The 24,035-nt window shown below is 69.9% G+C and carries 24 protein-coding genes and 1 pseudogene; 9 read left to right on the forward strand and 16 right to left on the reverse strand.

All coding sequences use genetic code 11. The features are described from left to right. The first annotated feature begins 509 nt into the window (after positions 1–509). Complete coding sequence (locus tag J4H86_RS10300; RefSeq protein WP_236543973.1) at positions 510–1,934, forward strand: DEAD/DEAH box helicase; 1,425 nt, start codon at positions 510–512, stop codon at positions 1,932–1,934. 774 nt (positions 1,935–2,708) lie between these two features. Here J4H86_RS10300 and J4H86_RS10305 read toward each other — a convergent pair. Together J4H86_RS10305 and J4H86_RS10310 are read right to left on the reverse strand one after the other, a co-directional pair. After that, entirely contained in the window at positions 2,709–3,482 is a 774-nt protein-coding gene (locus J4H86_RS10305) for an MBL fold metallo-hydrolase (protein ID WP_330932514.1), read from the reverse strand. 133 nt (positions 3,483–3,615) lie between these two features. Continuing rightward, complete coding sequence (locus J4H86_RS10310) at positions 3,616–4,269, reverse strand: DUF6758 family protein (protein WP_236543288.1); 654 nt, start codon at positions 4,267–4,269, stop codon at positions 3,616–3,618. A gap of 103 nt (positions 4,270–4,372) precedes the next feature. Between J4H86_RS10310 and J4H86_RS10315 the strand changes: the two genes are divergently transcribed. Continuing rightward, a complete protein-coding gene (locus J4H86_RS10315) occupies positions 4,373–5,518 on the forward strand; it encodes an Mrp/NBP35 family ATP-binding protein (RefSeq protein WP_236543289.1) in 1,146 nt (381 codons plus the stop codon). A gap of 79 nt (positions 5,519–5,597) precedes the next feature. On the opposite strand, the gene J4H86_RS10320 is transcribed toward J4H86_RS10315, so the two are convergent. The 4 genes from J4H86_RS10320 to sigE all read right to left on the reverse strand — a co-directional run bounded on the left by J4H86_RS10320 (position 5,598) and on the right by sigE (position 9,261). Continuing rightward, positions 5,598–5,984, reverse strand: coding sequence for a VOC family protein (locus J4H86_RS10320; RefSeq protein WP_236543290.1), 387 nt, complete (start codon positions 5,982–5,984; stop codon positions 5,598–5,600). A 366-nt stretch (positions 5,985–6,350) separates the two neighbouring features. After that, positions 6,351–7,424, reverse strand: coding sequence for a S1C family serine protease (locus J4H86_RS10325; RefSeq protein ID WP_236543291.1), 1,074 nt, complete (start codon positions 7,422–7,424; stop codon positions 6,351–6,353). A 605-nt stretch (positions 7,425–8,029) separates the two neighbouring features. Continuing rightward, the gene (locus J4H86_RS10330; RefSeq protein ID WP_236543292.1) at positions 8,030–8,641 is read right to left on the reverse strand and encodes an anti-sigma factor family protein; all 612 of its coding nucleotides are present in this window, start codon (positions 8,639–8,641) and stop codon (positions 8,030–8,032) included. Beyond that, positions 8,638–9,261: an RNA polymerase sigma factor SigE gene (gene sigE / locus J4H86_RS10335; RefSeq protein WP_236543293.1), complete on the reverse strand. Its 624-nt coding sequence runs from the start codon at positions 9,259–9,261 to the stop codon at positions 8,638–8,640. Before sigE ends, J4H86_RS10330 begins: the two co-directional genes overlap by 4 nt. Positions 9,262–9,507: 246 nt before the next feature. On the opposite strand from sigE, the gene J4H86_RS10340 reads away from it, so the two are divergent. Next, complete coding sequence (locus tag J4H86_RS10340) at positions 9,508–10,113, forward strand: O-methyltransferase (protein WP_236543974.1); 606 nt, start codon at positions 9,508–9,510, stop codon at positions 10,111–10,113. A 34-nt stretch (positions 10,114–10,147) separates the two neighbouring features. On the opposite strand, the gene J4H86_RS10345 is transcribed toward J4H86_RS10340, so the two are convergent. Then, positions 10,148–11,674, reverse strand: coding sequence for a leucyl aminopeptidase (locus tag J4H86_RS10345; RefSeq protein ID WP_236543294.1), 1,527 nt, complete (start codon positions 11,672–11,674; stop codon positions 10,148–10,150). Between the two features lie 82 nt (positions 11,675–11,756). Continuing rightward, a complete protein-coding gene (locus J4H86_RS10350; RefSeq protein ID WP_236543295.1) occupies positions 11,757–11,921 on the reverse strand; it encodes a DUF3117 domain-containing protein in 165 nt (54 codons plus the stop codon). A gap of 225 nt (positions 11,922–12,146) precedes the next feature. Here J4H86_RS10350 and J4H86_RS10355 point away from each other — a divergent pair, with 225 nt between their 5' ends. Next, positions 12,147–12,926: an enoyl-CoA hydratase-related protein gene (locus tag J4H86_RS10355; protein WP_236543296.1), complete on the forward strand. Its 780-nt coding sequence runs from the start codon at positions 12,147–12,149 to the stop codon at positions 12,924–12,926. On the opposite strand, the gene J4H86_RS10360 is transcribed toward J4H86_RS10355, so the two are convergent. Then, complete coding sequence (locus J4H86_RS10360; protein WP_236543297.1) at positions 12,913–13,500, reverse strand: DNA-3-methyladenine glycosylase I; 588 nt, start codon at positions 13,498–13,500, stop codon at positions 12,913–12,915. The two genes, J4H86_RS10355 and J4H86_RS10360, sit on opposite strands and share 14 nt — an antisense overlap. Then, entirely contained in the window at positions 13,497–14,027 is a 531-nt protein-coding gene (locus J4H86_RS10365; protein ID WP_236543298.1) for a hypothetical protein, read from the reverse strand. The genes J4H86_RS10360 and J4H86_RS10365 overlap by 4 nt, the downstream gene beginning before the upstream one ends. Before the next feature lie 177 nt (positions 14,028–14,204). Between J4H86_RS10365 and J4H86_RS27435 the strand changes: the two genes are divergently transcribed. Further along, the gene (locus tag J4H86_RS27435; RefSeq protein WP_330932515.1) at positions 14,205–14,417 is read left to right on the forward strand and encodes a hypothetical protein; all 213 of its coding nucleotides are present in this window, start codon (positions 14,205–14,207) and stop codon (positions 14,415–14,417) included. A 167-nt stretch (positions 14,418–14,584) separates the two neighbouring features. Here the strand turns inward: J4H86_RS27435 and J4H86_RS10375 are convergent, their stop codons facing one another. The 3 genes and pseudogenes from J4H86_RS10375 to J4H86_RS10385 all read right to left on the reverse strand — a co-directional run bounded on the left by J4H86_RS10375 (position 14,585) and on the right by J4H86_RS10385 (position 17,558). Next, positions 14,585–15,355: an LOG family protein gene (locus tag J4H86_RS10375; protein ID WP_236543299.1), complete on the reverse strand. Its 771-nt coding sequence runs from the start codon at positions 15,353–15,355 to the stop codon at positions 14,585–14,587. Positions 15,356–15,641: 286 nt separating this feature from the next. Beyond that, complete coding sequence (gene dapE / locus J4H86_RS10380; RefSeq protein WP_236543300.1) at positions 15,642–16,700, reverse strand: succinyl-diaminopimelate desuccinylase; 1,059 nt, start codon at positions 16,698–16,700, stop codon at positions 15,642–15,644. 23 nt (positions 16,701–16,723) lie between these two features. After that, positions 16,724–17,558 (reverse strand): annotated as a pseudogene (locus tag J4H86_RS10385) (2,3,4,5-tetrahydropyridine-2,6-dicarboxylate N-succinyltransferase). Between the two features lie 93 nt (positions 17,559–17,651). Between J4H86_RS10385 and J4H86_RS10390 the strand changes: the two are divergent. Beyond that, the gene (locus J4H86_RS10390) at positions 17,652–18,503 is read left to right on the forward strand and encodes a hypothetical protein (RefSeq protein WP_236543301.1); all 852 of its coding nucleotides are present in this window, start codon (positions 17,652–17,654) and stop codon (positions 18,501–18,503) included. A 49-nt stretch (positions 18,504–18,552) separates the two neighbouring features. Here J4H86_RS10390 and dapC read toward each other — a convergent pair whose 3' ends face one another. Beyond that, the gene (gene dapC / locus J4H86_RS10395; RefSeq protein ID WP_236543975.1) at positions 18,553–19,662 is read right to left on the reverse strand and encodes a succinyldiaminopimelate transaminase; all 1,110 of its coding nucleotides are present in this window, start codon (positions 19,660–19,662) and stop codon (positions 18,553–18,555) included. Positions 19,663–19,865: 203 nt separating this feature from the next. Continuing rightward, positions 19,866–20,189: a ferredoxin gene (gene fdxA / locus J4H86_RS10400; protein ID WP_236543302.1), complete on the reverse strand. Its 324-nt coding sequence runs from the start codon at positions 20,187–20,189 to the stop codon at positions 19,866–19,868. Positions 20,190–20,375: 186 nt separating this feature from the next. On the opposite strand from fdxA, the gene J4H86_RS27730 reads away from it, so the two are divergent. From J4H86_RS27730 to J4H86_RS10410, 3 genes are all read left to right on the forward strand, one after another. Continuing rightward, positions 20,376–20,654: a putative acetyltransferase gene (locus J4H86_RS27730; RefSeq protein ID WP_449451342.1), complete on the forward strand. Its 279-nt coding sequence runs from the start codon at positions 20,376–20,378 to the stop codon at positions 20,652–20,654. Positions 20,655–20,724: 70 nt separating this feature from the next. Next, positions 20,725–22,071: a hypothetical protein gene (locus J4H86_RS10405; RefSeq protein WP_236543303.1), complete on the forward strand. Its 1,347-nt coding sequence runs from the start codon at positions 20,725–20,727 to the stop codon at positions 22,069–22,071. A gap of 524 nt (positions 22,072–22,595) precedes the next feature. After that, entirely contained in the window at positions 22,596–23,525 is a 930-nt protein-coding gene (locus J4H86_RS10410; RefSeq protein WP_236543304.1) for a site-2 protease family protein, read from the forward strand. Here J4H86_RS10410 and J4H86_RS10415 read toward each other — a convergent pair. Continuing rightward, positions 23,514–24,011, reverse strand: a complete 498-nt coding sequence (locus tag J4H86_RS10415; protein ID WP_236543305.1) for a DUF6113 family protein — start codon at positions 24,009–24,011, stop codon at positions 23,514–23,516. The genes J4H86_RS10410 and J4H86_RS10415 overlap by 12 nt on opposite strands. Positions 24,012–24,035: the final 24 nt, after the last annotated feature.

Here is a 24,035-nt window from a genome sequence, read left to right on the forward strand (position 1 = left end):
CGGGCGTCACTCCCGTCCTCAGGCACATCCACCCCTCTGATGGGGATTAATCCTCGCGAGGCGAGACGTTGCACATGTAACGCTCGATTCCCGAACGAGCTCGTAACGGTTACACTGTTCACGGTGTCCGACCGAGATACGGCCGCACATAGCGTCGGCCGAGTGGCCTGCGGGCGCGCCGGATGGCTATCCGGGCGCCGCAACGACGTGGCCGAGCCCCGTACAGTTCGGGCCGTTCGGGCAATGATGACAACCAAGCCGATGTTCCGTGCGTACGATCGCGCCTCAGCCGGCCCTGTGAATGAAGCACCGCGTCACTGCGCGCCATGGAAACCCGTGAGCCGCGCCGTGGTGGAGGACAGGGCGACATGCCGCCGAGCCGCATGGGCATCCACGGCCGCCACGGGCGGCCCGCTCAGATGGAGGCAGACGCCCTGACCACGGAAGAACAGCCCACAGAAGCTTCGACAACAGAATCGACCAGCGAGACGACGTTCGCTTCCCTCGGGTTGATGCCCGAGATCGCCGACGCCCTTGAGGCCGAAGGCATCGTCGCCCCGTTCCCTATCCAGACCCTCGCCCTCCCTCTCGCGCTCGGTGGGGCCGACATCATCGGCCAGGCGCGCACCGGTACCGGCAAGACCTTCGCCTTCGGCCTTCCGCTGCTTCAGCGCAGTGCCGCGGAGCCGGGTGTGGCCCAGCGGCCGCGCTGCCTGGTGGTGGTTCCCACCCGTGAACTGGCGATCCAGGTCGCGGCCGACCTCGAGACCGCGGGAAAGCGGCTGGGCACGCGCATCCTCACCGTCTACGGCGGGCGCGCGTACGAGCCGCAGATCAAGGGTCTGCGCGCGGGCGTCGACGTCGTCGTCGGTACGCCCGGACGACTCCTCGACCTGCAGCAGCAGCGGCACCTCGACCTCTCGCACACCGACGCCGTCGTGCTGGACGAGGCCGACAAGATGCTGGACTTGGGCTTCCTGCCCGACGTCGAGCGCATCCTCACCCTCGCGCCCGAGCACCGGCAGGTCATGCTGTTCTCGGCCACGATGCCCAGCGAGATCGTGACACTGTCGCGTAACTACCTGCGTCAGCCCACGCACGTGCGCGCCGGGGACGACGACGACACTGACCGTCTCCCCGCGAGCGCCACGCGCCAGCACGTGTACCGCACGCACGCCCTGGACAAGGAAGAGATGCTGGCGCGGTTGCTCCAGGCGGAGGGCCGCGGCCTGAGCATGGTGTTCTGCCAGACCAAGCGCGCCTGCGACAAGGTCGCGGCGTCCCTGACCCGGCGTGGCTTCGCCGCCGCCGCCGTACACGGGGACCTCGGTCAGGGCCAGCGGGAACGCGCCCTGCGCGCCTTCCGCAACGGCAAGATCGACGTGCTGGTGGCGACCGACGTCGCCGCGCGTGGCCTCGACGTCGACGACGTGACGCACGTGGTCAACTACGAGTGCCCCGACGACGAGAAGACCTACGTGCACCGCGTGGGCCGGACCGGACGTGCGGGCCGTACGGGCACCGCGGTCACGTTCATCGACTGGCAGGAAGTGGCCCGGTGGCGGCTGATCAACGCCGCGCTGAGCCTCGACCTCGCCGACCCGCCGGAGACCTACTCCACCTCGGACCACTTCTTCACCGACCTGGACATCCCGGCCGGTACGAAGGGGTCCCTGGCCAAGGACCAGCGCGACCGGGCGGGCCTCGCCGCCGAGGACGTCGAGGACATCGGCGAGACGAGCCCGACGGCGGGTCGCCCGAAGCGGCGTCGGAGCCGCTCACGCGGCGAATCGAAACCGCGCGGGCGCACGGAGACGACGGCGACCGAGCCCGAGAGCCAGGAAACGGCCAGTGGTAGCTCCGGCGGAGGTGCCACCCGCCGACGCCGGCGGCGCCGGACGCGCGGCGGAGTGGACATCGCCAGCGGCAACTGAGCCGACGGCGGACTCCTGGCGGGACACAGCCACCACCGGCTCCCCACCAGGAATTCTCCACCCTCATGAGGATTGGCGCACATCCACCATGTGGATGTGCGCATTTGTTTGCTCTGGCGGCGTGAGTCGCACACAGCGCTCCTGAGCCGACGGAGGGAGCGGAGCACGCGGCCGGCCGTTCCCCCGCCGGGGAGCACACCCGACGGGCATCGCGCGGTCGCGCCCGTTCCTAGCGGACCGAGCGACGGATTGGGTTCGTCGCGGCCAGCCGCGCCGTCGTGGCGTCGTCACCGCAGCCGCCCCCAGACAGCCAATGCGCCACCGGCGGTTCTTCCCGCCGATACCGCCGGGTGCCGTGGACTGGGGCTCTGCCAGCGGGCAGCCGGCCGAATTCGTGGCGTCCCGACCTCCACGCCGTCAACATGAACGGGCCGCCGCCTCCGAAAGCGCACGACACCTTGCCCCGCCACGCAGCCCGCCAGCAGGCGGCCGGCGGTTCCACTGGCCGACGTCCCCTTGAAGTGCGAGTCCGACTCGCCCTGGAGCCAACCACTCCACTTCCCCGGCGGGAGACCGCAACCGACCGCGGTCGTGGCACCGCCAGGTGCGGAACTTAGAGCGGGTTCCCTCCCCCGACACACCTGACGGCCGGCGATGGGCCGGGGCATCGGCGGGACACCCCGGGACGCGCCCCTTCCGACCTAAACCCGCGTTCGTACCAGGCCCCGCCACAGCGAGTCGAGGAGTCGGCGGTGACCGGCGCGCACCGGGGGGTCAGTGGCCGGCGACCCAGTCGTCGAAGTTGTCGGCTTCGGCCCCGATCGTGGTTTCCTCGCCGCGGTCGGGCAGGACCCGGGTGGAGCGGGGCAGCTCGAGGAGGACCTCGCCGACGGACGCGAGCTGTTGGGTGTAGTCGACGAACTCGCCGCCGACCGTTCCCAACTCGCCCTTGAGCAGGGTGTCCCCCGAGAGGACGAGGCCGAAGTCCGCGATGTAGTAGGCCACCGACCCGGTCGAGGTTCCGGGCAGGGCGAGCACCTGCACGTTGACGTCACCGATATCGAAGGCGCCACCGCCTTCGACCTCCATCTCCACGGCGTGCTCGATGCCGTGGACCTTGCGCCACGAACGCAGTTCCCGCCGGTGCAGCGCGACCGGGGCCTCGTCCCGTTCGGCGACCTCCACGGCGGCGTCGATGTGCGGAGGGTACCCGTTGGTGCAGGCCACGAGGTAGACCTCGCGCTCGCCCACGGCGTCCAGGATGGCCTTGCCGTCGTGCGCGGGGTCGACGACGATCACACCCTCGTCGTCGATGGGGACGATCCAGGTGTTGTTCGTGACCTCGAACTCCTCGCCGTGGTACTCGAACGTGCCCGACGTCTCGACACACTCGACCTTCACGTCCGGGCGCTCGTCGGCCGCCGCGTCGTCGGCGTCGGCGGCCCCGTCGACGTCCTCCGCGTCCTCCGGGGTCTCGGCCTCGGTGGCGGAGGTGGCCTCCTGTTCCGCGGCGCCTTCCTTCTTCTTGCCCTTGCGCTTCCAGAACACGTGCCGACCCTTCGCTCCATTGCACGGACTGACGTTCCGCCACGTCGCGGGGGCACCGGGTCGTCTGTTTCGTGCGCTGTCCGGAGGGCGGACCTCGCTCGGTGCCCCTCGCGTGCGGGCAGGTATCCGGATCCTACCGGGGAGCGAGCTGGGCCGAGATAAATGGTGAAAGGGCACCGAACGGCGGATGCAGCTCCACACCACCGTCACCAAGATCACGCAGGTCACGGAGGGAGGTGAGTTCGTACATGAACGTTCCGGCGTCGGCGGGGCTCAAGACGAACCACACCCAGCGCCCCAACGCCTCCCCGGCGAAGGCCGCCCGGTCCTCCTTCGCCGCGACATGCCACACGGCGACGTCGTGGCCGTCGAACCGCAGCTTGCCCTCGGCCGGGCCCGCGTCGAACTGCGGGCCGGGATCCGGGCCGTCCGCCCCGGCGAGACGGGCTCCGAGCCCGACTCCCGGCTCCTCGGCGACGATCGCCAGTTCTCCCACCCCACCCAGGGGGGCGGGGCCGGAGAGCGCGACGACGGAGGCGACGGCCCCCGTTCGGTCGTCGCCCGCGCACGAGAACCCCGTCACCACCCAGCCGGCGGGCAGCGGCCACGGGATCCACACGGGAACCCGCGTCCGGGCGAGGAGGATCTCGAGCCCTTCGTCACCGGGTGGAAGAACGCCACGGAGCGGGGAGACCGCGCCGTGGGCCTCGCACTCCCACTCGCTCGACCACAGGCCGGGCTCCCGTAGTTGGCGTCCGCAGCGGGGACAAGTGGGTTCGCACTTCATGATTGCCCACTGGATACCCGTGTGTCCTGAGGGGAAACCTTGCACGCAGCGGGTCGGACCTGGTGGTGGCTGGGGTACTCCATGGTTGCGTACCATCGGGGGTATGGCCTCCTCCACTCCCACCACCGAACAGGTGAACGCCGCGCTCGCCACGGTGAAGGATCCCGAGATCCACCGTCCGCTGACCGAACTCGACATGGTGAAGAACGTCGAGATCCTCGACGGTGGTCACGTCCACGTGAGCATCTACCTGACCGTGGCCGGTTGTCCGATGAAGGACCGCATCCAGCGCGATGTCACCACGGCTGTGGAGAAGATCCCCGGGGTCACCAAGGTGAGTGTCGGGCTGGACGTCATGAGCGAGGAACAGCGCAAGGCGCTGCAGACCAAGCTGCGGGGCGGCCAGGTGGAGAAGGAGATCCCCTTCGCCAAGCCCAACTCCCTCACCCAGGTCTACGCAATCACCTCGGGCAAGGGCGGCGTCGGGAAGTCCTCGGTGACCGTGAACCTGGCCGCGGCGATGGCCGACCAGGGGTACCGGGTCGGCGTGGTCGACGCCGACATCTACGGGCACTCCGTCCCCCGGATGCTCAGTGTCGACAGCAGCCCCACCAAGGTCGAGGACATGATCATGCCCCCCAACGGGCATGGCGGCATCAAGGTCATCTCGGTGGGGATGTTCACCCAGGGCAACTCCCCCGTCGTGTGGCGTGGGCCCATGCTGCACCGGGCACTGCAGCAGTTCCTGGCCGACGTCTTCTGGGGCGATCTCGACGTCCTGCTGCTGGACCTCCCGCCCGGGACGGGCGACATCGCCATCTCGGTGGCGCAACTACTCCCGACCGCCGACATTCTCGTCGTAACCACGCCGCAGCTCGCCGCGGCCGAGGTCGCCGAGCGCGCGGGGTCGATCTCCACCCAGACCCACCAGCGCATCACCGGCGTCATCGAGAACATGTCCTACTACGTCACGCCGGACAGCGGGGAGCGGGTTCACCTCTTCGGTGAGGGCGGTGGCCAGGCCGTCGCCGAGGCGCTGACCAAGCAGGTCGGGGCGGAGGTTCCGCTGCTCGGGCAGATCCCGCTCGAGGTCGGCATGCGCGAGGGCGGCGACTCCGGCACGCCCTACGTCGTCTCCTCCCCGGACAGCGACGCAAGCAAGACCCTGCGCACGCTCGCCGAGCAGCTCGCGGGTCGACGCCGTGGCCTCTCCGGCCTGGAGCTGGGCCTCACCCCGATCAACAACTGACGGCGCGCGCGAGCACTGTCACGAAGTCCCCCGCACCACGAGACTCGATCTCCCGGTGCGGGGGCCTCTCTGTGCGCTCTCACTCGCGCGGCAGGTCGTCCGTTGTCATTTGCCAGGCGTGCCCGTCGATGTCGGTGCACACGCTGGTGAACCCCCATGGCTGCCGCTGTGGTTCGACGAGGACGTCGCCCCCGGCGTCACGGAACCGTCCGACGAGCTCGGTGACCTCGCGTTCACTGGCGAGGGTCAGGCTCAGCAGGCTCTCACTGACCCCGGTCGGCGCGATCTCCCGACCGCCCATGACCCAGCCCAACCCGCCCGGAGGGATGAGCGTCAGCGACGTCTGGTCGTTGACCTGGAACCGCAACGGCTCGGGTACACCGTCCTCCTCCGGAACGCCGATCGGATCGACGCCGAACACCGCACGGTAGAACGCCATCGCCTTGGGACGATCAGCGATCTGCAAACAGACTTCCATCTGGCCGCTCGCGAACATTGACTGGCTCCGCTCTTGGGTTCGATTGTGCGTGCGATTTCGCCAATCTGACCAGATGATCGACGGAAACTCACCGGTCGGTCCCATTTCAAGAGCGATGTCGCGTACCGAACCCTCTCCCGCGGACAGATACCCCGCCCCGCTCCACATGGTTCGGACTCCCGGGATCGCATGTGATCCACAGGAACCCGGCCGCTATCACGCACGTCCCACTACGGAGCGTGGCACGGCCGGACCTGTGCCACGGGTTCACCGCGGAGGACGCGGCTCCGCGGTAGTGGGGATACGCGAAGGGCCGCGATCGGCGACGTCGTCGTCGATCGTGGCCCCACTCGGCTAGTCGTTGGACGCGCCCAGGGTGAGCTGGGTGGTCATCTCCTCGCCGTCGCGTTGGAAGGTCACGTCGACCTCGTCGCCCGGGTTGCTGTTACGGATGAGCACGATCAACTGGTCGGCGTCCCGGACGGGCTCTCCGTCGAACTCGGTGATCACGTCGCCCGGTTCCAGGCCAGCGTCGTCCGCCGGGCCGTCCGGCTCCAGGGGCGGTTCCTCCGACTCCCCGTCCTCTTCCATGATCATGGCGCCGCCGTCCTGGAACCGCATGTCCAGGAACGCGCCGATGACGGCGTGTGGGGCCTCACCGGACTCGATGAGCTGGTCGATGATGCTCGCCGCCTGCGACGACGGGATGGCGAACCCGAGGCCGATGCTGCCCGACTGCCCCAGCGAGTCACTGCCGGTGGTGGCGATCGCGGAGTTGACCCCGATCACCTCGCCCTGGGCGTTGACCAGCGGGCCACCGGAGTTGCCAGGGTTGATCGCGGCGTCGGTCTGCAACGCGTTGATGTAGCTGGAGTCGCCCACCTCACCAACCGTGACCGGACGGTCCATCGCGCTGATGATGCCCGTGGTGACGGTGCCGTCCAGCCCGAGCGGCGCACCGATGGCGATGACCTCGTCGCCCACGGTCATGGAGTCGGAGTCCCCCAGCGGGAGCGGCTCCACGTCGTTGGGTTCGTCGACCTCCAACACGGCGAGGTCGGAACTGGCCGCGGCGCCCTTGATGGTCGCCGAGCTCTCGTGTCCGTCGCCGTAGACGACCTGGATGTCGTCCCCGATACCGGAGGCGACGTGGTTGTTGGTGACGACGTAGCCGCCCTCGATGACGAAGCCGGATCCGTTGCCGCCGAGCGGGTCACTGCTCTGGATGGAGACGACGCTGGGACTCACCCGTTGCGCCACCCCCGCGATGGTGTCCGCCGGGCGGTCCTGCGAACCGTCCTCGCCACTCCCCAACGGGTTGGACGCACCCGTGTCCGAACCGCCGACGGCGGTGGCCACCGCTCCCCCCGCCGCGCCCGCCCCCAACGCGACCGCGACGACCAGTACTAAGACTCCCCACATCGGCATACGCCGGGGCTCCCGCGGCTTTGGTTCGGGCGCCGGTTGCCATTGGACGTTGCCCCACCCCCCGGTGGGCGGCCCTGGTGGAGGCGGTGGCGCCCCCGCTCCGCTCGCCGTGGCGGGCCCGTTCACGGGGGGAGTGAACCCGCCCGTGGGACTCTGCTCGTAGGTGGGGCGGGGCGGCCCCGTGTGTCCGGCGCTCTCGCGGAACTGTCCGTACCCCGCGGGAAAGTCGGCGCCTGGCGGTGGCGGGGCCGCAAACGACGGTGAGCTCGGTCTCCCCGGTTCCGGCTCCGCGCGCGGTGGGTCGACCGGACTCTCACCTCCGGGAGTGGGCTCCTCCCCCTGGGGCTCCTGCCGCCCGGTGTCGTCCGTCATCACTGTCCCTCTCGCACCTCATGCTGATCCCCTGAGCAGCACACTTCGGCAACTTCCTCCTACATCATGGCCGGTCAGGGATAAGGGAGGGATCAATGCCGATTTCTGACGGCGCGTCTGACTCTCGAGTCGAACGACCGGCCGCCCCACACGCCGTCACCGCGCGTAACCCCGCCGGCCGCGCGTGTCGAACCCGCGCCCGCCGCGCCACGGGGTGCGGCGCGGAGTGGTCGCTACGGGGCCGCCTCCCGGCTGGCGATGCGCACCGCCGTGCTCAGCGACGACACACTGTCGAGGGACCGGGTCACCGCCGGCGCCTCGGTGCGCGCCTCCTCGACGTCCCGCTGAGCGGACGTGGGCGGGCGGTCGGTGTCGGCGATGAACGCTGTGCCCAATGTCACAGCGGCGACGCATGCCCCGGCGAGTCCGTACCGCGTGCTGTGAGCGATCCGCCCACCCCGCAACCGGTCGAAGAACGTGCGTCCCGTGCCGCCGTCACCACCGCGGTTGTCCCGCTCGCGCTCCCGCTCGGGGGTCTCCCCCGGCCAACCGCCCAAGGGCCGGCTCGACCCGATCGGGGGCCGGCTGCCGAAGGAGTCCGACGGCGGGGGCGGGGAGTCGTCGTCGGACGCCCCCGTCCCGGTCAACGAGGACAACCTCCCGACCAGGTCCGTCGACGGGCCAGGGGTGTCGAGGTGGCACAGGCGGCGCTTGAGCCGGCGCAGCATCTCCGCCTCGAACCGACAGGACTCGCACGACGCCAGGTGGCTCAGCACACGGTCCCGGTCGGACGCGGCGAGCTCGCCGTCGACGAACGCGCTGATTCGCTCCCCGAGATGACTCATCGCTCCTCCCCTTCCGGCGCGGGGGCGACGGCCCCGCCCGAATCGCCCGAGAGCTCCCGCGCGGCCTCACCGGCCGCGAGACGACTCCGATGGTTCAGAGCGTCCCGCAGTTGGGCTCTACCACGGTGGATACGGCTGCGCACCGTACCGAGCTTGATGCCCAGGGTGGCCGCGATCTCCTCGTAGGACAGACCCTCGATGTCGCACAGCACGACAGGGGCCCGGAAGTCCGCGGGGAGGGCGTCCAGTGCCTGCTGGACATCGGCGTCGAAGTGGCGATCGTCGTAGGCCTGGGCGGGGGAGGGTTCACGGCCCTGGATGCGATCGTCGGCGGAGTCGGGGAATCCCTCGAACCGGATGCGGGCCTTGCGCCGCGCGGTGTCGAGGAAGAGGTTCGTGGTGATGCGGTGGAGCCAGCCCTCGAAGGTTCCCGGGGTGTAGTTCTCCAACGAACGAAACACCCGGATGAAGACGTCCTGGGTGATGTCCTCGGCGTCGTGCTGATTGCCCGACAGCCGGTACGCCAGCCGATACACGCGCGCCGAGTGCGTCCGCACGACTTCGTCCCAGGTTGGTGGAGTCCACTCCCCCAGGTCAGGGGCAGAGTCGTGTTCCGCCACGGCGCTCCCTTCTTTGGCGCGAATGCTCCGCGATCGGAGTTCTCGTCATTAGTCGTCAACGCCGGGTCCCAGTCAACATGTTCCCCGACACGGATGTTGTTTGCCGACCGTAACGCGACACGACCGCACCTGGCCAGGATTGCGCGGACCAGCGACGCCGTGCGCGATAGTCTCGCGACTGCACGTGCGGGACACACCCGACCCAGGGAGGCCATCATCAGCGTCCAGGACGACTTGTCGGCCTTCGTGGAGAATTACCTGCCCGAGGACGACGTTCAGGCCGAGGCGCGAGCGCGGGGAGTCCGGTCGGACGCCGCGCCGTTGAGCGCGGCCAGTGGTGCCGCGCTGCGGTTCCTCGCCGCCGCGATCGGTGCGCGGTCGGTTGTTGAGGTTGGAACCGGCTGCGGGAGCTCCGGCCTCTGGATCCTGCGGGGTATGCGCCCCGAGGGGATCCTGACCACCGTCGACTCCGCCCTGGAGTACCAGGAACTCGCCCGCAAGGCGTTCCTGGAGGCGGGTTTTCCGAGCAACCGTGCCCGACTGATCCACGGCCTCGGCTCTGAGGTTCTGCCCCGGTTGACCGACAGCGCCTATGACATGGTGTTCGTCGACGCCGACCGTGCGGCGTACCCGTCCTATCTGCCCGAGGCGTTGCGGATCCTGCGCATGGGCGGGGTGGTGGTCATCAACGGTGCGCAGGGCGTGAGTCACCGCGCGGACGGCCCCCTCGTCGCCCCGGACCCGGGGACGGCGGGGATCCGTGAGGTGGCTCGGGTGATCCGCGACGACGAGAACCTCGTTCCCTTGTTGCTGCCGGTCGGAGATGGACTGCTGGCCGCGATCAAGCGCTGACCAGCAGCCACACAGAGCCTCACCTTGCCCCGGCTCAGGTGGTGCGCGCCGGGGTCGTGAGCCAGCGCAGCAGCAGACGGGTGGAGAACCCCGTCGCTCCCTTGCTGAGGATCCCGTTCTCTCCCATCGCCCGTCCGGGCCCCGCGATGTCGAGGTGCGCCCAGGGGGTGTCGCCGACGAACTTGCGCAGGAACAACGCCGCCTCGGTGGCTCCCGGCCGGCCGTAGTCGGGGTTGGTGCCGATGTTGGCCATGTCGGCGACGGTGGAGTCGAGCGAGTCGACGTACTGCTCCTCCAACGGCATGCGCCACATCGGTTCGCCCGCGTCCCCTCCGGCCTCCTCCAACTCACGCGCGAGCTCATCGTCGTTCGCGTAGAGGGCCCCCAGGGTGGTTCCCAACGCGAGCTTCGCGGCCCCGGTCAGGGTCGCGACGTCGACGAGGACGTCCGGAGCGAGGTTCCGCACCGCGTAGCCGATGGCGTCGGCGAGGACGAGCCGTCCCTCCGCGTCGGTGTTGAGGATCTCGACGGTCTGGCCGTCGTAGGTCCGCATCACGTCGCTGGGGCGCTGGGCACTGCCCGAGAAGCTGTTCTCCGCCAGCGGGAGGAGAGCGGTCACCCGGGTCGCGGCACCGAGCCCGGCGAGGCGGGACATGACCGCGAGCACGATGGCGGCACCGCTCATGTCCGTCTTCATCAGCTTCATGTTGTCGTTGGGCTTCAACGACAGGCCCCCGGTGTCGAAGGTGATCCCCTTGCCCACGAGCACCACGTGCCGGTCCGCCTCGGCCGGCGCGTAGTCCAGCCGTACCAGGCGGGGCGGGCGGGGGGAGCCGTCGCCCACGCCCAGGATGGCGCCGAAACCGTCGCGCTTCAGCTCGTCGGCGTCCCACACCTGGCAGGACAGTCCGTCGCGCTCGGCGACCTCTCGGGCGCGCTCGACCATCCAGGCCGGGCCCTTCTCGTTGGACGGCACGTTCGCCAGGTCCCGCGCGATCGCCGCGCCCCGCGCGAGCGCCGTACCCTCGGCGACCGCCGACGTCACGGCCGCGACGTCGGCGTGGTGCAGGGTGACGGTCCGGGTCGCGGCGTCCTCCGCGGCGAAGTCTGCGGTACCGGCCACGGGGGGCCAGGAGAACGCGTAGGAGCCCAGCTGGAGACCCTCGACGAACGCCACGGTGCCCGCGTCCGACGCGCCGTCGGGGAGAGCGACCGCGACGTGGTCGGTCCCCTTGGTACGGCGAACCAGGGTCGCGGCCGCTCGGCGTAGCTGTTCGGGTTGGGCGGCACCGACACCGAACAGCACGAGCCGGCGGGGCCCAGCGCCCAGGTCGACCGGCAGGTCCCGGATCTCCCCGGGCTTGCCGGTCACGTCGTACATGCGCAGCACCTCCAGCAGAGGCGCGGGGAGTCGGGCGTCCATCTCGGCCGTCGTCAGGCCCAGGATCCCCAGATCGGGGTCCGGAGCGTTCTCACCCGCGCGGACCGCGACCGCCACCAGCGGAGCCACGGACTGGGTGAGGGCGTCGGAAACCACCTCGACGTTGGTCACGAGTGGCACAGGTTGTCTCCCAGAAAAAAGCGTGTCACTGAGGGTACGCGGCGGCGCCGCGCGCCCGAACCAAGGGGCGTGGAGCGGGGTCTCAGACGACCTCGTTGAGCCGCTCCGCGAGCTCGTTGGCCTCGTCGGGGGTGAGCTCAACGACCAGTCGTCCGCCGCCCTCCAACGGAACCCGCATGATGATGCCGCGCCCTTCCTTGGTGACCTCCATGGGCCCATCTCCGGTCCTCGGCTTCATCGCCGCCATGCTGTTCCCCTTTCCTAGGAAGGTTCGCCGAGCATACGGGTACCATCCCGATCTGAACCAGTTCCGTGCGATGCGAATCGCCAGGATTCCATTATCTCGGTTTCGGATCCCGCTTGGGAACGATCAATCGGCCATCCCGGCCAAACACCGCAATATTCTTAACCTGCGCCACCCCGACAGGCACACCTAGAGTGGTCGCGTAGCCGACCGGAAGGGTGACCCCACGTGTCCAGCAACGTCCTCTACGAGGTCAATGATTCAGTCGCGACCGTCACACTGAACCGACCTGATTCTCTCAACTCCCTGACGGTGGAGATGAAGGAGGAGTTGCTTGACGCCCTCCGCCGCGCCGGCGAGGAGGCGCGTGCCATCGTACTGACCGGCGCGGGGCGCGCGTTCTGCGTGGGACAGGATCTGCACGAGCACGCCGACAACCTCGCCCAGGGCAAGGGTCTGGACGACACGGTTCGGCGCCACTACAACCAGATCGTGCTCGCGCTGCGGGAGGTCCCGGCCCCGGTGATCGCCGCGGTGAACGGGGTGGCCGCGGGAGCGGGCGCCGCCTTCTCCTTCGCCTGCGATCTGCGGGTGGCGTCGGAGAACGCCAAGTTCTCGATGGCCTTCACCCAGATCGGTCTCACCGCCGACTCCGGTGCCTCCTGGACCCTTCCCCGCCTGGTGGGCCTCGGTCGGGCGACGGAGCTGCTGATGCTCGCCGAACCGGTGTCCGCGGAGTACGCGCTGCAGATCGGCCTGGTGAACCGGGTCGTGTCGGCGGACGACCTCATGGGCGACGCCACCGAGATCGCGACGCGACTGGCCAACGGCCCCACGACCGCCTACGGCGCGGTGAAGGGTGCGCTCGCCTACAGCTCCGTGCTGAAGCTGGACCAGGCCCTCGAGCTCGAGGCCCGTCTCCAGGAGGAGTGCGCCGAGACCAAGGACCACGTCGCGGCGACCCGCGCCTTCCTGGACAAGGAGACCCCGACCTTCACCGGTCGTTGACGCCCGGCCGGCGCCAGCAGTCCCGTAGGTGGTCGTTGACCAGTCCGGCCGCCTGCATGGTGGCGTAGGCGGTCGTCGGGCCGACGAACCGGAATCCCCGCCGTTTGAGTTCCTTCGACAACGCCACACTGTCGGGCGTGGTCGGGGGAACGTCGGCCGCGCTGACCGGGACGGGGGCGCTCTCTGGCTGGAAGCTCCACACCAGCCGGGCGATCCCACCCGGCAGTTCCAGGGCGGCGCGGGCGTTGGCGATCACGGCCTCGATCTTGGCGCGGCTGCGGATGATTCGCGCGTCGTCCAACAGGCGCGCCACGTCGTCGGCGTCGAACGCCGCGACCTTGGCGATGGCGAAGTCGTGGAAGACCTCACGGAACGCGGGGCGTTTCACCAGGACGGTCCGCCAGGAGAGGCCCGCCTGGAACGCCTCCAAGGAGATCCGTTCGAACATGCCCTGGTCGTCACGGACCGGGAGCGCCCATTCGGTGTCGTGGTAGCGCAACTCGTCGTCGCTGTTCAACGCCCAGTCACACCGTGCCCGCCCGTCGGCGCCGACCGGGGCGCCCGCTGTCGTCACGCGTTCGGCGGTGTCGATGGTGGCTCCTCGGACTCGTCACTCGGCGACTCGGGGTCGAGCCGCTCCTCGTCCTCCGGCTCGGGCCGCGCCGCGCCCTCATCCGACGTCGGGGACCGCTCGGGTTCCGGGTTCTCATCCGGCCGAGTCACCGGCGGAGGTGGAGGAGGCATGGGGGCGACACCGGCTGGCCACGAAGGTGGCGGCGCGGCACCGAAGGGAACGGCCGCCCGCTGGCTCACGATCTGTTCCTCCAGCGCCGCGATGCGACGGTCACGCTCGCGCACGGCACCGGAGAGCCGGTCCAGGGTCTCGTCCACGGCACGCACGTGGTACCCCCACAGGGAGAGGGGAAGACGCAGCGCACCCAGGTCGCTGGCGGAGATGGGGCGGTCGGCGGGCAGGTCCAGTGGCGGATAGTCCGCCTCGAACTGGCCCACGGCCCCACCGCGACCCATCACGACCAGCACGACCCCCGCGAGGACGGCGAGCGCCGCGACAGCACAACTGACCACAATGACGATCTGCACGGCATCGATGCTGCCACATGCCTGAAGGGAACCCGTCCGGCCCCGGTCGCACGGCTCCCGTCCGGCCGCGCCGTGGTGGCGCCACCACGGCAGGCCCGCGAAGTAACCTGGAGCGACAACACAGCCGGACCGTCCGACCAGTCCGGCTCGCCACCGTTGGAAGGGGACAAGGCCCTGGTGGAACGCGACGACCCAGCCCCGCCCGACCTCACCGTGGTCGGTCCACGGGAGTCCGTCCCCGGCACTCTTGACCTCGGCCATGCGCCCTCCGAGGCCGAGGTTCGCGCGGCGGTGACGGCGGGGCACGACGTGCTGGTCCGCTGCGGGTCCGCGGAGGACGCGGAGGTCACCGTCGCCGAGTCCCTCGCCGACGTCGCGGTCTACGCGTAGCTGGGTGTGCGGTCCTTCGCCACACCACATCCGGCGCAGGCGCGCCAGGCCCTGGACATGGTGGCGTCAGTCCGAGGCGAGCGCCCCCCGGCCGTGGCCCGGCGCGGTCTCGCCTGAACGAGACCCGCCCACCCGGTCACCGGCGGGCGCGGCCCACCGCACGGTCGTCACACAGCGCCGTTGCCGTTGCCATTGCCGTAGATGTTGTTGTGTGCCGCCTGGATGACCTGGACCGCCTCGTCCGGGTCGTCGGTCAGGTGCACCAGGTCCGGGTCGTCCGGGGAGATCATGCCCTCGGTCAACAGCGACTGCCGGATCCAGTCCACGAGCCCGCCCCAGAACGAGGTGCCGAGCAGGACCACCGGAAAGCGGGTGACCTTACCTGTCTGCACCAACGTGAGCGCTTCGAACAGCTCGTCCAGGGTCCCGAACCCGCCGGGCAGGACGACGAACGCCTGGGAGTACTTCACGAACATCGTCTTGCGGACGAAGAAATAACGGAACGTGACACTGATGTCCAGGTACTCGTTGAGGGTCTGCTCGAAGGGCAGCTCGATGCCGAGGCCGATCGATCCGCCACCGGCCTTCCGCGCGCCGGCGTTGGCGGCCTCCATCGCGCCGGGGCCACCGCCGGTGATCACCGAGTACCCGGCCTTCGCCAGCCGCTCCCCCGTCGACTCGGCCAGCTTGTAGGCGTCGGTCCCGGGGGCGGTCCGCGCCGACCCGAACACACTCACGGCCTGACCGAGCTCCGAAAGCATCCCGAAGCCCTCGACGAACTCGGCCTGGATCCGCATGACGCGCCACGGATCGGTGTGCACCCAGTCAGTGGGGCCCCGTCGGTCGAGGAGTCGCTGGTCGGTCGTGGTTTCGGGGATGGCGCGCCCGTGGAACGTCAACGGTCCAGCGTGACGGACATCCGAACTGTCGTGTGTCATGGGCCAAACGTTATCCGCCCAGACCACGGACCGTGACGCGCTCCGCCGACTCTCCTCGGCGAGTTCAGCCACATGATCTTCCCTCGTCACCCGCCAGACGCCGTCGAGCCGGACGCGTCTCCATCCCGCTACCAACGACTGGAGAACGTCGGGAACCGCCAGATCAGGGTACGCACGCTTCCTGTGTGGCCCATCAGACGGCTCCCCCGGGCCCCGGAGAGGACTCCGGCCGTCCATACGGTTTCTGCGTCCTCGCCCTCGCTGGGGAGGACGCAGAAACACCGTCCTACGCTCCGCTCAGCCAGGCGATCATGCGGCGTTCCGCGGCGCGGATCTCCTCGAGGTCGACGTACTCGTCCTTGGTGTGGGCGAGGGTCGGGTCGCCGGGGCCGTAGTTGACGGCGGGGACTCCGAGCTCGGACATGCGGGCCACGTCGGTCCAGCCGAGCTTGGCGCGGGGTTCCCCGCCGATCGCCTGGGCGAACTCGGCCGCGGCGGGGTCGTCCAGTCCGGGGCGGGCCGCGGGGGCGGAGTCGACCATCCGGACCTCGAAACCGTCGAACCACTCTCGCAGCCAGACCTCGGCCTCGGCGACGGAGCGGTCGGGAGCGAAACGGAAGTTGACGGTCACGGTGCACTCGTCGGGGATGACGTTGCCGGCGACGCCTCCGCTGACCCCCACCGCGTTGAGACCCTCGTGGTAGCGAAGACCATCGACCACGGGCTGCCGCGGCTCGTAGGCGCGCAGCAGCTCCAGGACCCCGACCGCGTCGTGGATGGCGTTGTGCCCCATCCACGCGCGGGCGCTGTGGGCCCGGGTGCCGTGGGTCACGATCTCCGCCCGCAGCGTGCCCTGGCAGCCGCCCTCGATCACGCCGCCGGTGGGCTCCATCAGGATCGCGAAGTCACCCGCGAGCCAGTCCCCGTGGTCCCGCGCCATCCGGCGGAGGCCGTTGCGTTCGGCGTCGACCTCCTCGCAGTCGTAGAAGACGTAGGTGACGTCGTGGATCGGTTCGGTCACCCGGGCGGCCAGCGCGAGCTGGACCGCCACGCCGCTCTTCATGTCGCTCGTGCCGCATCCGTAGAGCCGGCCGTCGCGCACGGAGGACGGAAGGTTGCCGGCGAGGGGAACGGTGTCGATGTGCCCGGCCAGGACGACGCGCCGCGCCCGACCGAGGTCAGTCCGGGCCAGCACGCTGTTGCCACTACGCCAGACCCGCAGGTGCGGTAGCGACTCCAGGGCGTCCTGGATCCCGGACGCGAGCGCGTCCTCGTTCCCACTGACGGACTCGATGTCGACGATGTCGGCGGTGAGGTCCACCGCGTCCTTCGACAGGTCAACCACGGGGCGCTCCTCGCGTCGCAGGATCAGGCGTTCACGCCGTGCTCACGCAGCATCTCGTTGAGGGCGAGCTTGTCGTGCTCGGCCCCCTCGGGCAGCCGCTTGAGCACCAGCAGGCACGGCATCCCGAAGTCCCCGCCGGGGAAGCTCTTCACGCGGTTCGCGGTCACGCAGACCGACCAGGCCGGCGCCTCGCCTCGGGGGAGCTCCTCGCCGGTCTCCGCGTCGTAGACGAGTGGAGGCGGTCAGGATCGTGCCGGCGCCGAGCTTCGCGCCACGGCGGACCCGCGCGCCCTCGACGACCATGCTGCGAGACCCGAGGAACGCGTCGTCCTCGATGACCACTGGGGACGCCTGCGGCGGCTCGAGGACGCCGCCGACGCCCACGCCACCGGAGAGGTGCACGTTGGCCCCCACCTGCGCGCAGCTACCCACGGTGGCCCACGTGTCGACCATGGTTCCCGATGCCACGTACGCGCCGAAGTTCGTGAAGGACGGCATCAGCACCACGCCGGGGGCGAGGTAGGCGCCCCACCGGGCGATCGCGCCGGGGACCACGCGCACACCGTCGAACCGCGTCTTCAGCGGGATCCGGTCGTTGTGGACGAAGCTTCCTACCTCGGAGCGCTCCATCTCCAGCACGCGGAAGCTGAGCAGGATCGAGCGCTTGGCACGTTCGTCGACGACGACCTCGTCGGTGTCTGTGTCGACGAACGCGACCCGGGCCTTCCCAGCGTCGAGATCGTCCACCGCGGCGATGATGGTGTCGCGGGCGTCGCTGTCGTTCGGGGTCAGGTCGGCGCGCCGCTCCCAGAGGTTGTCGATCTCCTCGGGAAGTGGGCTCACAAACGGGGTGCTCATGGCCTTGAGACTACTGGTTGAACGAAGCACGACGGCCACGCCCTATGATCGACCGCGTAGGATCTCCCCCGATTTCGCACCCCGGGGTCACACGTGTCCACTCGGCGACGGCCATTCGGATTCTTCCGAATTCTGCTAGTCCTCACCCTCGTCTGCGGCGGTCTGATCGCCGGCGGTCTCTACGTGCTGCGGTCCATCGACGAGATCCAGCCCGCTCCGCCGCGCGCCGCCTGCGTCGCGGAGCTCGACGACGTACGTGACCGGTTAGACGTCGAGCAGGCCGCGAACGCCGCAACCGTCAGCGGTGTGGCGTTCAACCGGAACCTGCCCGACGACGCCGTCGTCGTGGCCTACGCCACGGTGTGGCAGGAGTCGCAGTTCTACAACCTGCCGTTCGGGGACCGCGACTCCCTCGGCCTGTTCCAGCAGCGCCCGTCGATGGACTGGGGCGACGAGGAACAGCTCATGGACCCGGTCTTCGCCAGCGAGGCCTTCTACGACGCCCTGGTGACGATCCCCGACTACGGTGACCTCCCGGTGTTCGAGGCCGCGCAGGAGGTGCAGCGCAGCGCGGACGGCGAGTACTACGACCGCCACGAGGACCGCTCACGGGTGATGGCCGAGGTCTTCACCGGCCGTGCCGGGCCCGCGATGGACTGTTGGTTCCCGGACGACGAGCGGGAGGCCACCGACGTGACCGCGGCCGAGGCCGAGTTGCTGCGCGTCTTCGGCGTCGGCCCCGACGAGCTGGCCCACGCGGAGGCCGCACCCACCGGCGAACTCGGGTGGGCGATGGCGTTGTGGGCGGTCAGCAACGCCCAGGAGTACGGCCTGAACTCCGTCACCCTGGGCGAGCACCAGTGGATCGCCAACTCCGAGGAGGGGAACTGGAACGTCCTCACCGAGGGTGAGGCCTCGGCGGCGGACCAGTTGCTCCTGGAGTGACCGGCGCGCTCGGGGCGGCTCCCACGCCCCAGACGGGACGTGGGCGGTGTCACCCCCGCAGGCGCTGGACCGCCGCGCCGATCCGCTCGTCGCTCGCCGTCAGCGCGACCCGCACGTGGTTCTTGCCGCTCGGCCCGTAGAACTCACCGGGGGCCACGATTATCCCCTGGTCGGCGAGCTCCCCACAGGCCTCCCAGGCGCCGAGGCCCGGCTTGTGGGCCCAGAGGTAGAGGCCGGCCTCGGAGTGGTCGATCTGCCAGCCGGCGTTCTCCATGGCCGCGCGCAGGCGGGTGCGGCGCTCCCGGTACCGCTCCTTCTGCTCCTCGGCGTGGGCGTCGTCGGCGAGGGCCGCGCCCATCGCCACCTGCACCGGGTCCGGCATGATCATGCCGGCGTGCTTGCGCACGGCGAGGAGTTCCCCCACCAGCTCCGGGTCTCCGGTCACGAAGCCGGCGCGGTACCCGGCGAGGTTGGACCGCTTCGACAGTGAGTGCACCGCGAGCAGTCCCTCGGTGGACCCTCCGGTCACGCTGGGGTGCAGGATGGAGCGCGGATCCGGGCCCTCCCACCCCAGCTCGAGGTAGCACTCGTCAGAGGCCACGACGGCGCCGCGTTCCCGCGCCCAGGCCACGACCTTCGCGAGGTGTTCCGGCGGGAGGACCCGACCGCTGGGGTTCGCGGGCGAGTTGACCCAGACCAGGGGAACGCGGGCCGGGCCCGAGCTGAGCAGGCTGTCGGCGCGCAGCGGCTCGGCGCCGGCGAACCTGATCCCGACGTCGTAGGTCGGGTAGCTCAGTTCGGGGTGGATCACGGTGTCGCCCGGACCGATGCCGAGCAGTGTCGGCAGCCACGCGACCAGTTCCTTGGAACCGATCGTGGGCAGCACCGACCCCGGGTCGACGTCGACCCCGTGCCGGCGGGACAGCCAGTCGGCGGCGGCGGCGCGGGTCCGCTCCCGTCCCAGCGTGGTGGGGTATCCGGGTGCGTCAGCGGCGTCGGCGAGCGCCGCGCGAATCGAGGGCGCGACCGGGTCGACCGGGGTACCGACGGAGAGGTCGACGACGCCGTCGGGATGACGCTCGGCCCGTTGCCGATAGGGCACGAGCTGGTCCCACGGAAAGACGGGCAACCGCGCGCTCACCGGTGTCCGTTCCACCACTGGGCTTTCCCCTTCCTCGACGACTCCGCTCACCACCGACACGGGGGTTCGGTGGCGCACCGTCACCCTATGCCCCGCTCCGCGAGGAACACGGGCGTACGCAGGGGGACGGTCCGACCGGAAGCACGAAGGTGCCGGCCCGGAACCCTGGTCCCGACCGACACCAACGAACGTTTGTCACGCGCGAGCGTGGCTGGGCGCCGTCACTCGTGAGCCTGTGGCGGCAGCGCCGCCACGACCGGGTGGTCGGCGTCGATCTTGCCGACCTTCGACGCGCCGCCCGGGGAGCCGACCTCGTCGAAGAACTCGACGTTGGCCTTGTAGTAGTCGGACCACTGCTCGGGCAGGTCATCCTCGTAGTAGATGGCCTCCACCGGGCACACGGGTTCACAGGCACCGCAGTCGACGCACTCGTCAGGGTGGATGTAGAGCATCCGCTTGCCCTCGTAGATGCAGTCGACGGGGCACTCTTCGATGCACGCCTTGTCGAGAAGGTCCACGCAAGGCTCTGCGATGACGTAGGTCACGCCGTACTCCTCTTTCGGTATCTCACCGCGTTGACCGCATAGGCTGCGATTGCGTTCAGCGGACAGTGCTGTCCCGGCAGCGCCGGACTATGTTGCGCCCGGCCCTACACCGGAGCGTGGCCCGCACGCTGTGCGCTACCGGACCGCGATTCTCCGACCTGCGTGGCGGGTCACCCTCTCTCTAGTATGGCCTTTCGGAGGCAGCACAACGCAATTGGGGGCCTTGTGGCTGGTTATCGGTTGGTCCACGAGGTGACTCCACGTGATGTCGGGCGACGTGTCATGGTGCGGTATCGCCTGGTCTCCGGCCAGATGACCGATGTGGTCGGCGTCCTGATCGCGTGGGAGGGAGAGGAGATCAGCGTCCAACGTCGAGACGGACAAGTGACACAGGTCATAGCCTCTACTGTGATAGCGAGTAAAGTCATTCCCCCAGCTCCTTCACGGAGCAGTAACCGCAGGTGATGATGCGACTACCACCCCCGTCGCGGGGTCACCTGCCTCACGGACGCCTGGGAGGTGAATCACTCCCGCCATGCAGGAAACCGTTGCGTCGGCTCTCGCCGAGCTGGCCCGACTCGACCCCAAGGCTGCCCGCGTCGCGGAGAACGCGCTGACGACGCTCACATCGGGGCGAGGACTCGAGCCCCTGAGCAAGCTGGCGGTGCAGGAGTTCTGTTGGTACGTGCTCCCGGTGCGGTTCGCCGCGACCCGATCGGAGTGCGAGTCCGTCGCCCACGCGCTGGGGCGGCTCTTCACTCTGCTCGACCTCGATCGCTACGCCGACGTGTGCACGTCCGCGACCACGCGTGAGGTCCTGTCCGCCTACGCCACCAGCCACGAGAACGGAGTCGCCTGCTACGAGAAGCGGATGCGGGCCTCCGGAGTCCAGCCCCCCGACCTTCCGGAACTGACCTGGGGAACCGCTCTGGGCACGGCCGAGATCGAGGCCTACAACGCGACCTCGGCCGCTCTGGAGATCGCCATCGCCGTGGGCGAGATCCGCCCGGGGACCCGAGGCTGGCGAGCCGCCCAAGAGCAGCACACCCGAGGGTTCCTCACCCAGCCCGACATGCAGGGCCGCAGCCGGCTGGAGAAGATCCGCGACGAACGGGTCAAGGGCTGGCTGAGCGCCCCCTCCCACCCCCACCGCCAGGAGCTGTGGCCGCTGCGGGGGCAGATCATCGCCGGCGCCGGGACGCCTCGCGACGCGGACGCGGCACTGGCCCCGATCCGTCGTCTGCTCGACTACGCCAACGACGGCATCGGTCTCACCCAGATCGGCTACATCTCCCCCACCATCGTGCGCGAGTTGTGCGCGGAGTTCGGCTGGACCGAGGCGCCGCCCCGCAGTGAGACCGACGTCCTGCAGCTCATCGCGCTGCACAAACTGCTGCGTGGTATGCGTGCGGTGCGCCGGGTGGGGCGCCGCATGATCCTCACTCGTCGGGGCCGACAGTTGCGGGAGAACACCGACGACCTGTGGCGGGCCGTGGCCGAGGGCGTGCTCAGCACGGACGGGTTCGAGCAGGCCGCCATCGAGACGCTGCTGGGGTTGCTGCTGTCGCGTTCCTCGTCGGGAGCCGTGGAGTCGCGGCGCGGCCGATCGGCGATCGCGGAGGAGGCGAGCGGGATCCTCCTCAACTGTGGCTGGCGTCGCGTGTCGTCGGAGAAGTCGAACGCGAAGGACGACGGCGACGAGGAGTCCGACGACGCGACCGCCCGCTCCGTCCTACTGAACGCGACGTGGTTGTTGGAGACGCTGCGTTTCGTGACCAGCGGGGAGGAGTCCGCCGACCACTGTCAGCTCACGACCGCCGGCCGGGCGTTCGCCCTGACCGCCATCCACCTGTCCGCGACCTCTCCCGGCGCCTCCATCTGAGGCGCCGGGCGCTTCGTCGCCATTCGGTCGAGCGGCGGCCCTGTCCGCGCTGCCTCGCGCTGGAGCACCACGGAGTCGCTGATCTCGACGGACACCGTTGGCGGGGGTGCCACCGCCCGAACGGCGTTCCTGAGCCGCCCGCGGCGCCCAACACGCGACGTCGTTCACCGATCCATCTCGACCGGATGTGGTGAACTCGCCAGGTCGACGTATCCGGGCTGCTTCCGAGCGGCCTCCACGGCGGGCGACGCGCCTCGACGGAGCCGCCCCATCACGTTGTGCCACGCACGGCGTCCCGCCCCGATCACCGTGATGTCGCCGCCACTCGTCTCCCTGTCCCAGAGCCCTTTCCCGGAGAGCCCTGTGGCCACGGTTGTTGACTCCCGCGACGCGCGAGAGTCGCCGCGCGTCACGACGGGCGAGGGCCAGGATCGGCGGGTTCTGACCGTATGACCCGGTGACGCGGGGGCCGCTTTCCGTGACCCAGGTGCTCATGTTCTGGACACGCCCCTACCCTGGGGACCGTGACCTCGGAATCCACCGACGAAATGCCCGACGCTCCGGCCGACTCCTCGGCCGGCAGCGTGACCGACGGCGCGACCGGGACCGCGATCGACAGCGGTTCGGACCGGGTGAGCCCCACGGGGACGGCCGCCGCGGAGGACGCGCCCGCGCAGGCCGCCGCGGAGCCCCGGCGTTCCCGGTTCGACCACCTCCCGAGTCCGGTGTTCCTCGCCCTGCTCGGCGTCACGGCCCTCGGCGGGTGGCTCGCGTGGAACAGGACCGACCCGGGCGCGTTCGTTCTCGTCCTGGGCGCGTGGCTACTGTCGATCGTGATCCACGAGTGGAGTCACGCGGCGCTCGCCCACCGTTGGGGGGCGCGCGATCTGCGGGGTAGTGGTCTGCTGTCCCTCAACCCGTTCCGGTATCCGGACCGGTTCTTGAGCGTCGTCCTTCCTTCGGCGTACCTGATCCTCGGCGGGTTCGGTCTCACCGGACCGGCGCACCGGTGGGAGGGGGTTCGTGGCCGGCGCCGCCAGACGCTGGTCGCGCTCGCGGGTCCCCTGACCAACCTGCTTCTGGCGGTGCTCTTCGTGGCCGTGCCCGCCCTCATGCTGCGCGGGCAGCCCACCGACTCCTGGTTCTGGTCGGGACTTCTGCTCGTGGCGTTCGTGCAGGCCACCGCGGCGATCGTCGGTCTGCTGCCCATTCCGGGTATGGACGGCTTCGCCGCCCTCGCCCCGTACCTTCCGCGCCGGTGGGCGACGTTCGGACTGAGCGACGGTGTTCGGACCTACGCCCCGATCGCGGTCTTCGCGCTGCTGTGGATTCCCCCCGTGCACAGCCAGCTCCTGCCGATGGCGACGGTGGTCCTGGAGTCCCTGGACCTCTTCGACGAGTCTCTGCTGCTGCCGTACGGGGAACTGAACTTCAGGTTCTGGTCAGACTCCTGACGAGGTGGTCAGGTCCTTCCCACCGGACGCCCGCCGGGGCACCCGTGGGCCGATGGGCGCGGTGATCACCGCGGCCGCCACCACGAACACACCGCCGTAGAGCACCACGTAGTTGACGATCTGGCGGCCGAACACGACGTCTCCGCCGGTGTTGAACGTGGCGACCGCGAGGGTGGCGAGTATCCAGCCCGCCGCCGGCAGGAACGCCCCGACCCTGCCGTCCATCCCGACCGCGCCCAGACGACACCCGACGAAGAGCATCACCACGTAGCTCGCCGCCCCCGCGTAGGCGAGGACCATGCCGAGTGTCCCGGTCTGCTCCACCCAGGCGAACCACGCGACCGTGAATCCGCACACGAGTCCCGTGGCCGCGCCAGCGAGAAACAGAAGCGTGCCCGTGGCGATGTCCAGCAGGGTTCGCCCCACATCGTTCCTCGTACTCGGCACCTGCCGCAGCTCCCCCCGCAGGGTCGTCAGACCAGCCATTCCAGCAGGCTATCGCTCCGGCCT

This window comes from Spiractinospora alimapuensis (genome assembly GCF_018437505.1).
Taxonomy (GTDB): Bacteria; Actinomycetota; Actinomycetes; order Streptosporangiales; family Streptosporangiaceae; genus Spiractinospora; species Spiractinospora alimapuensis.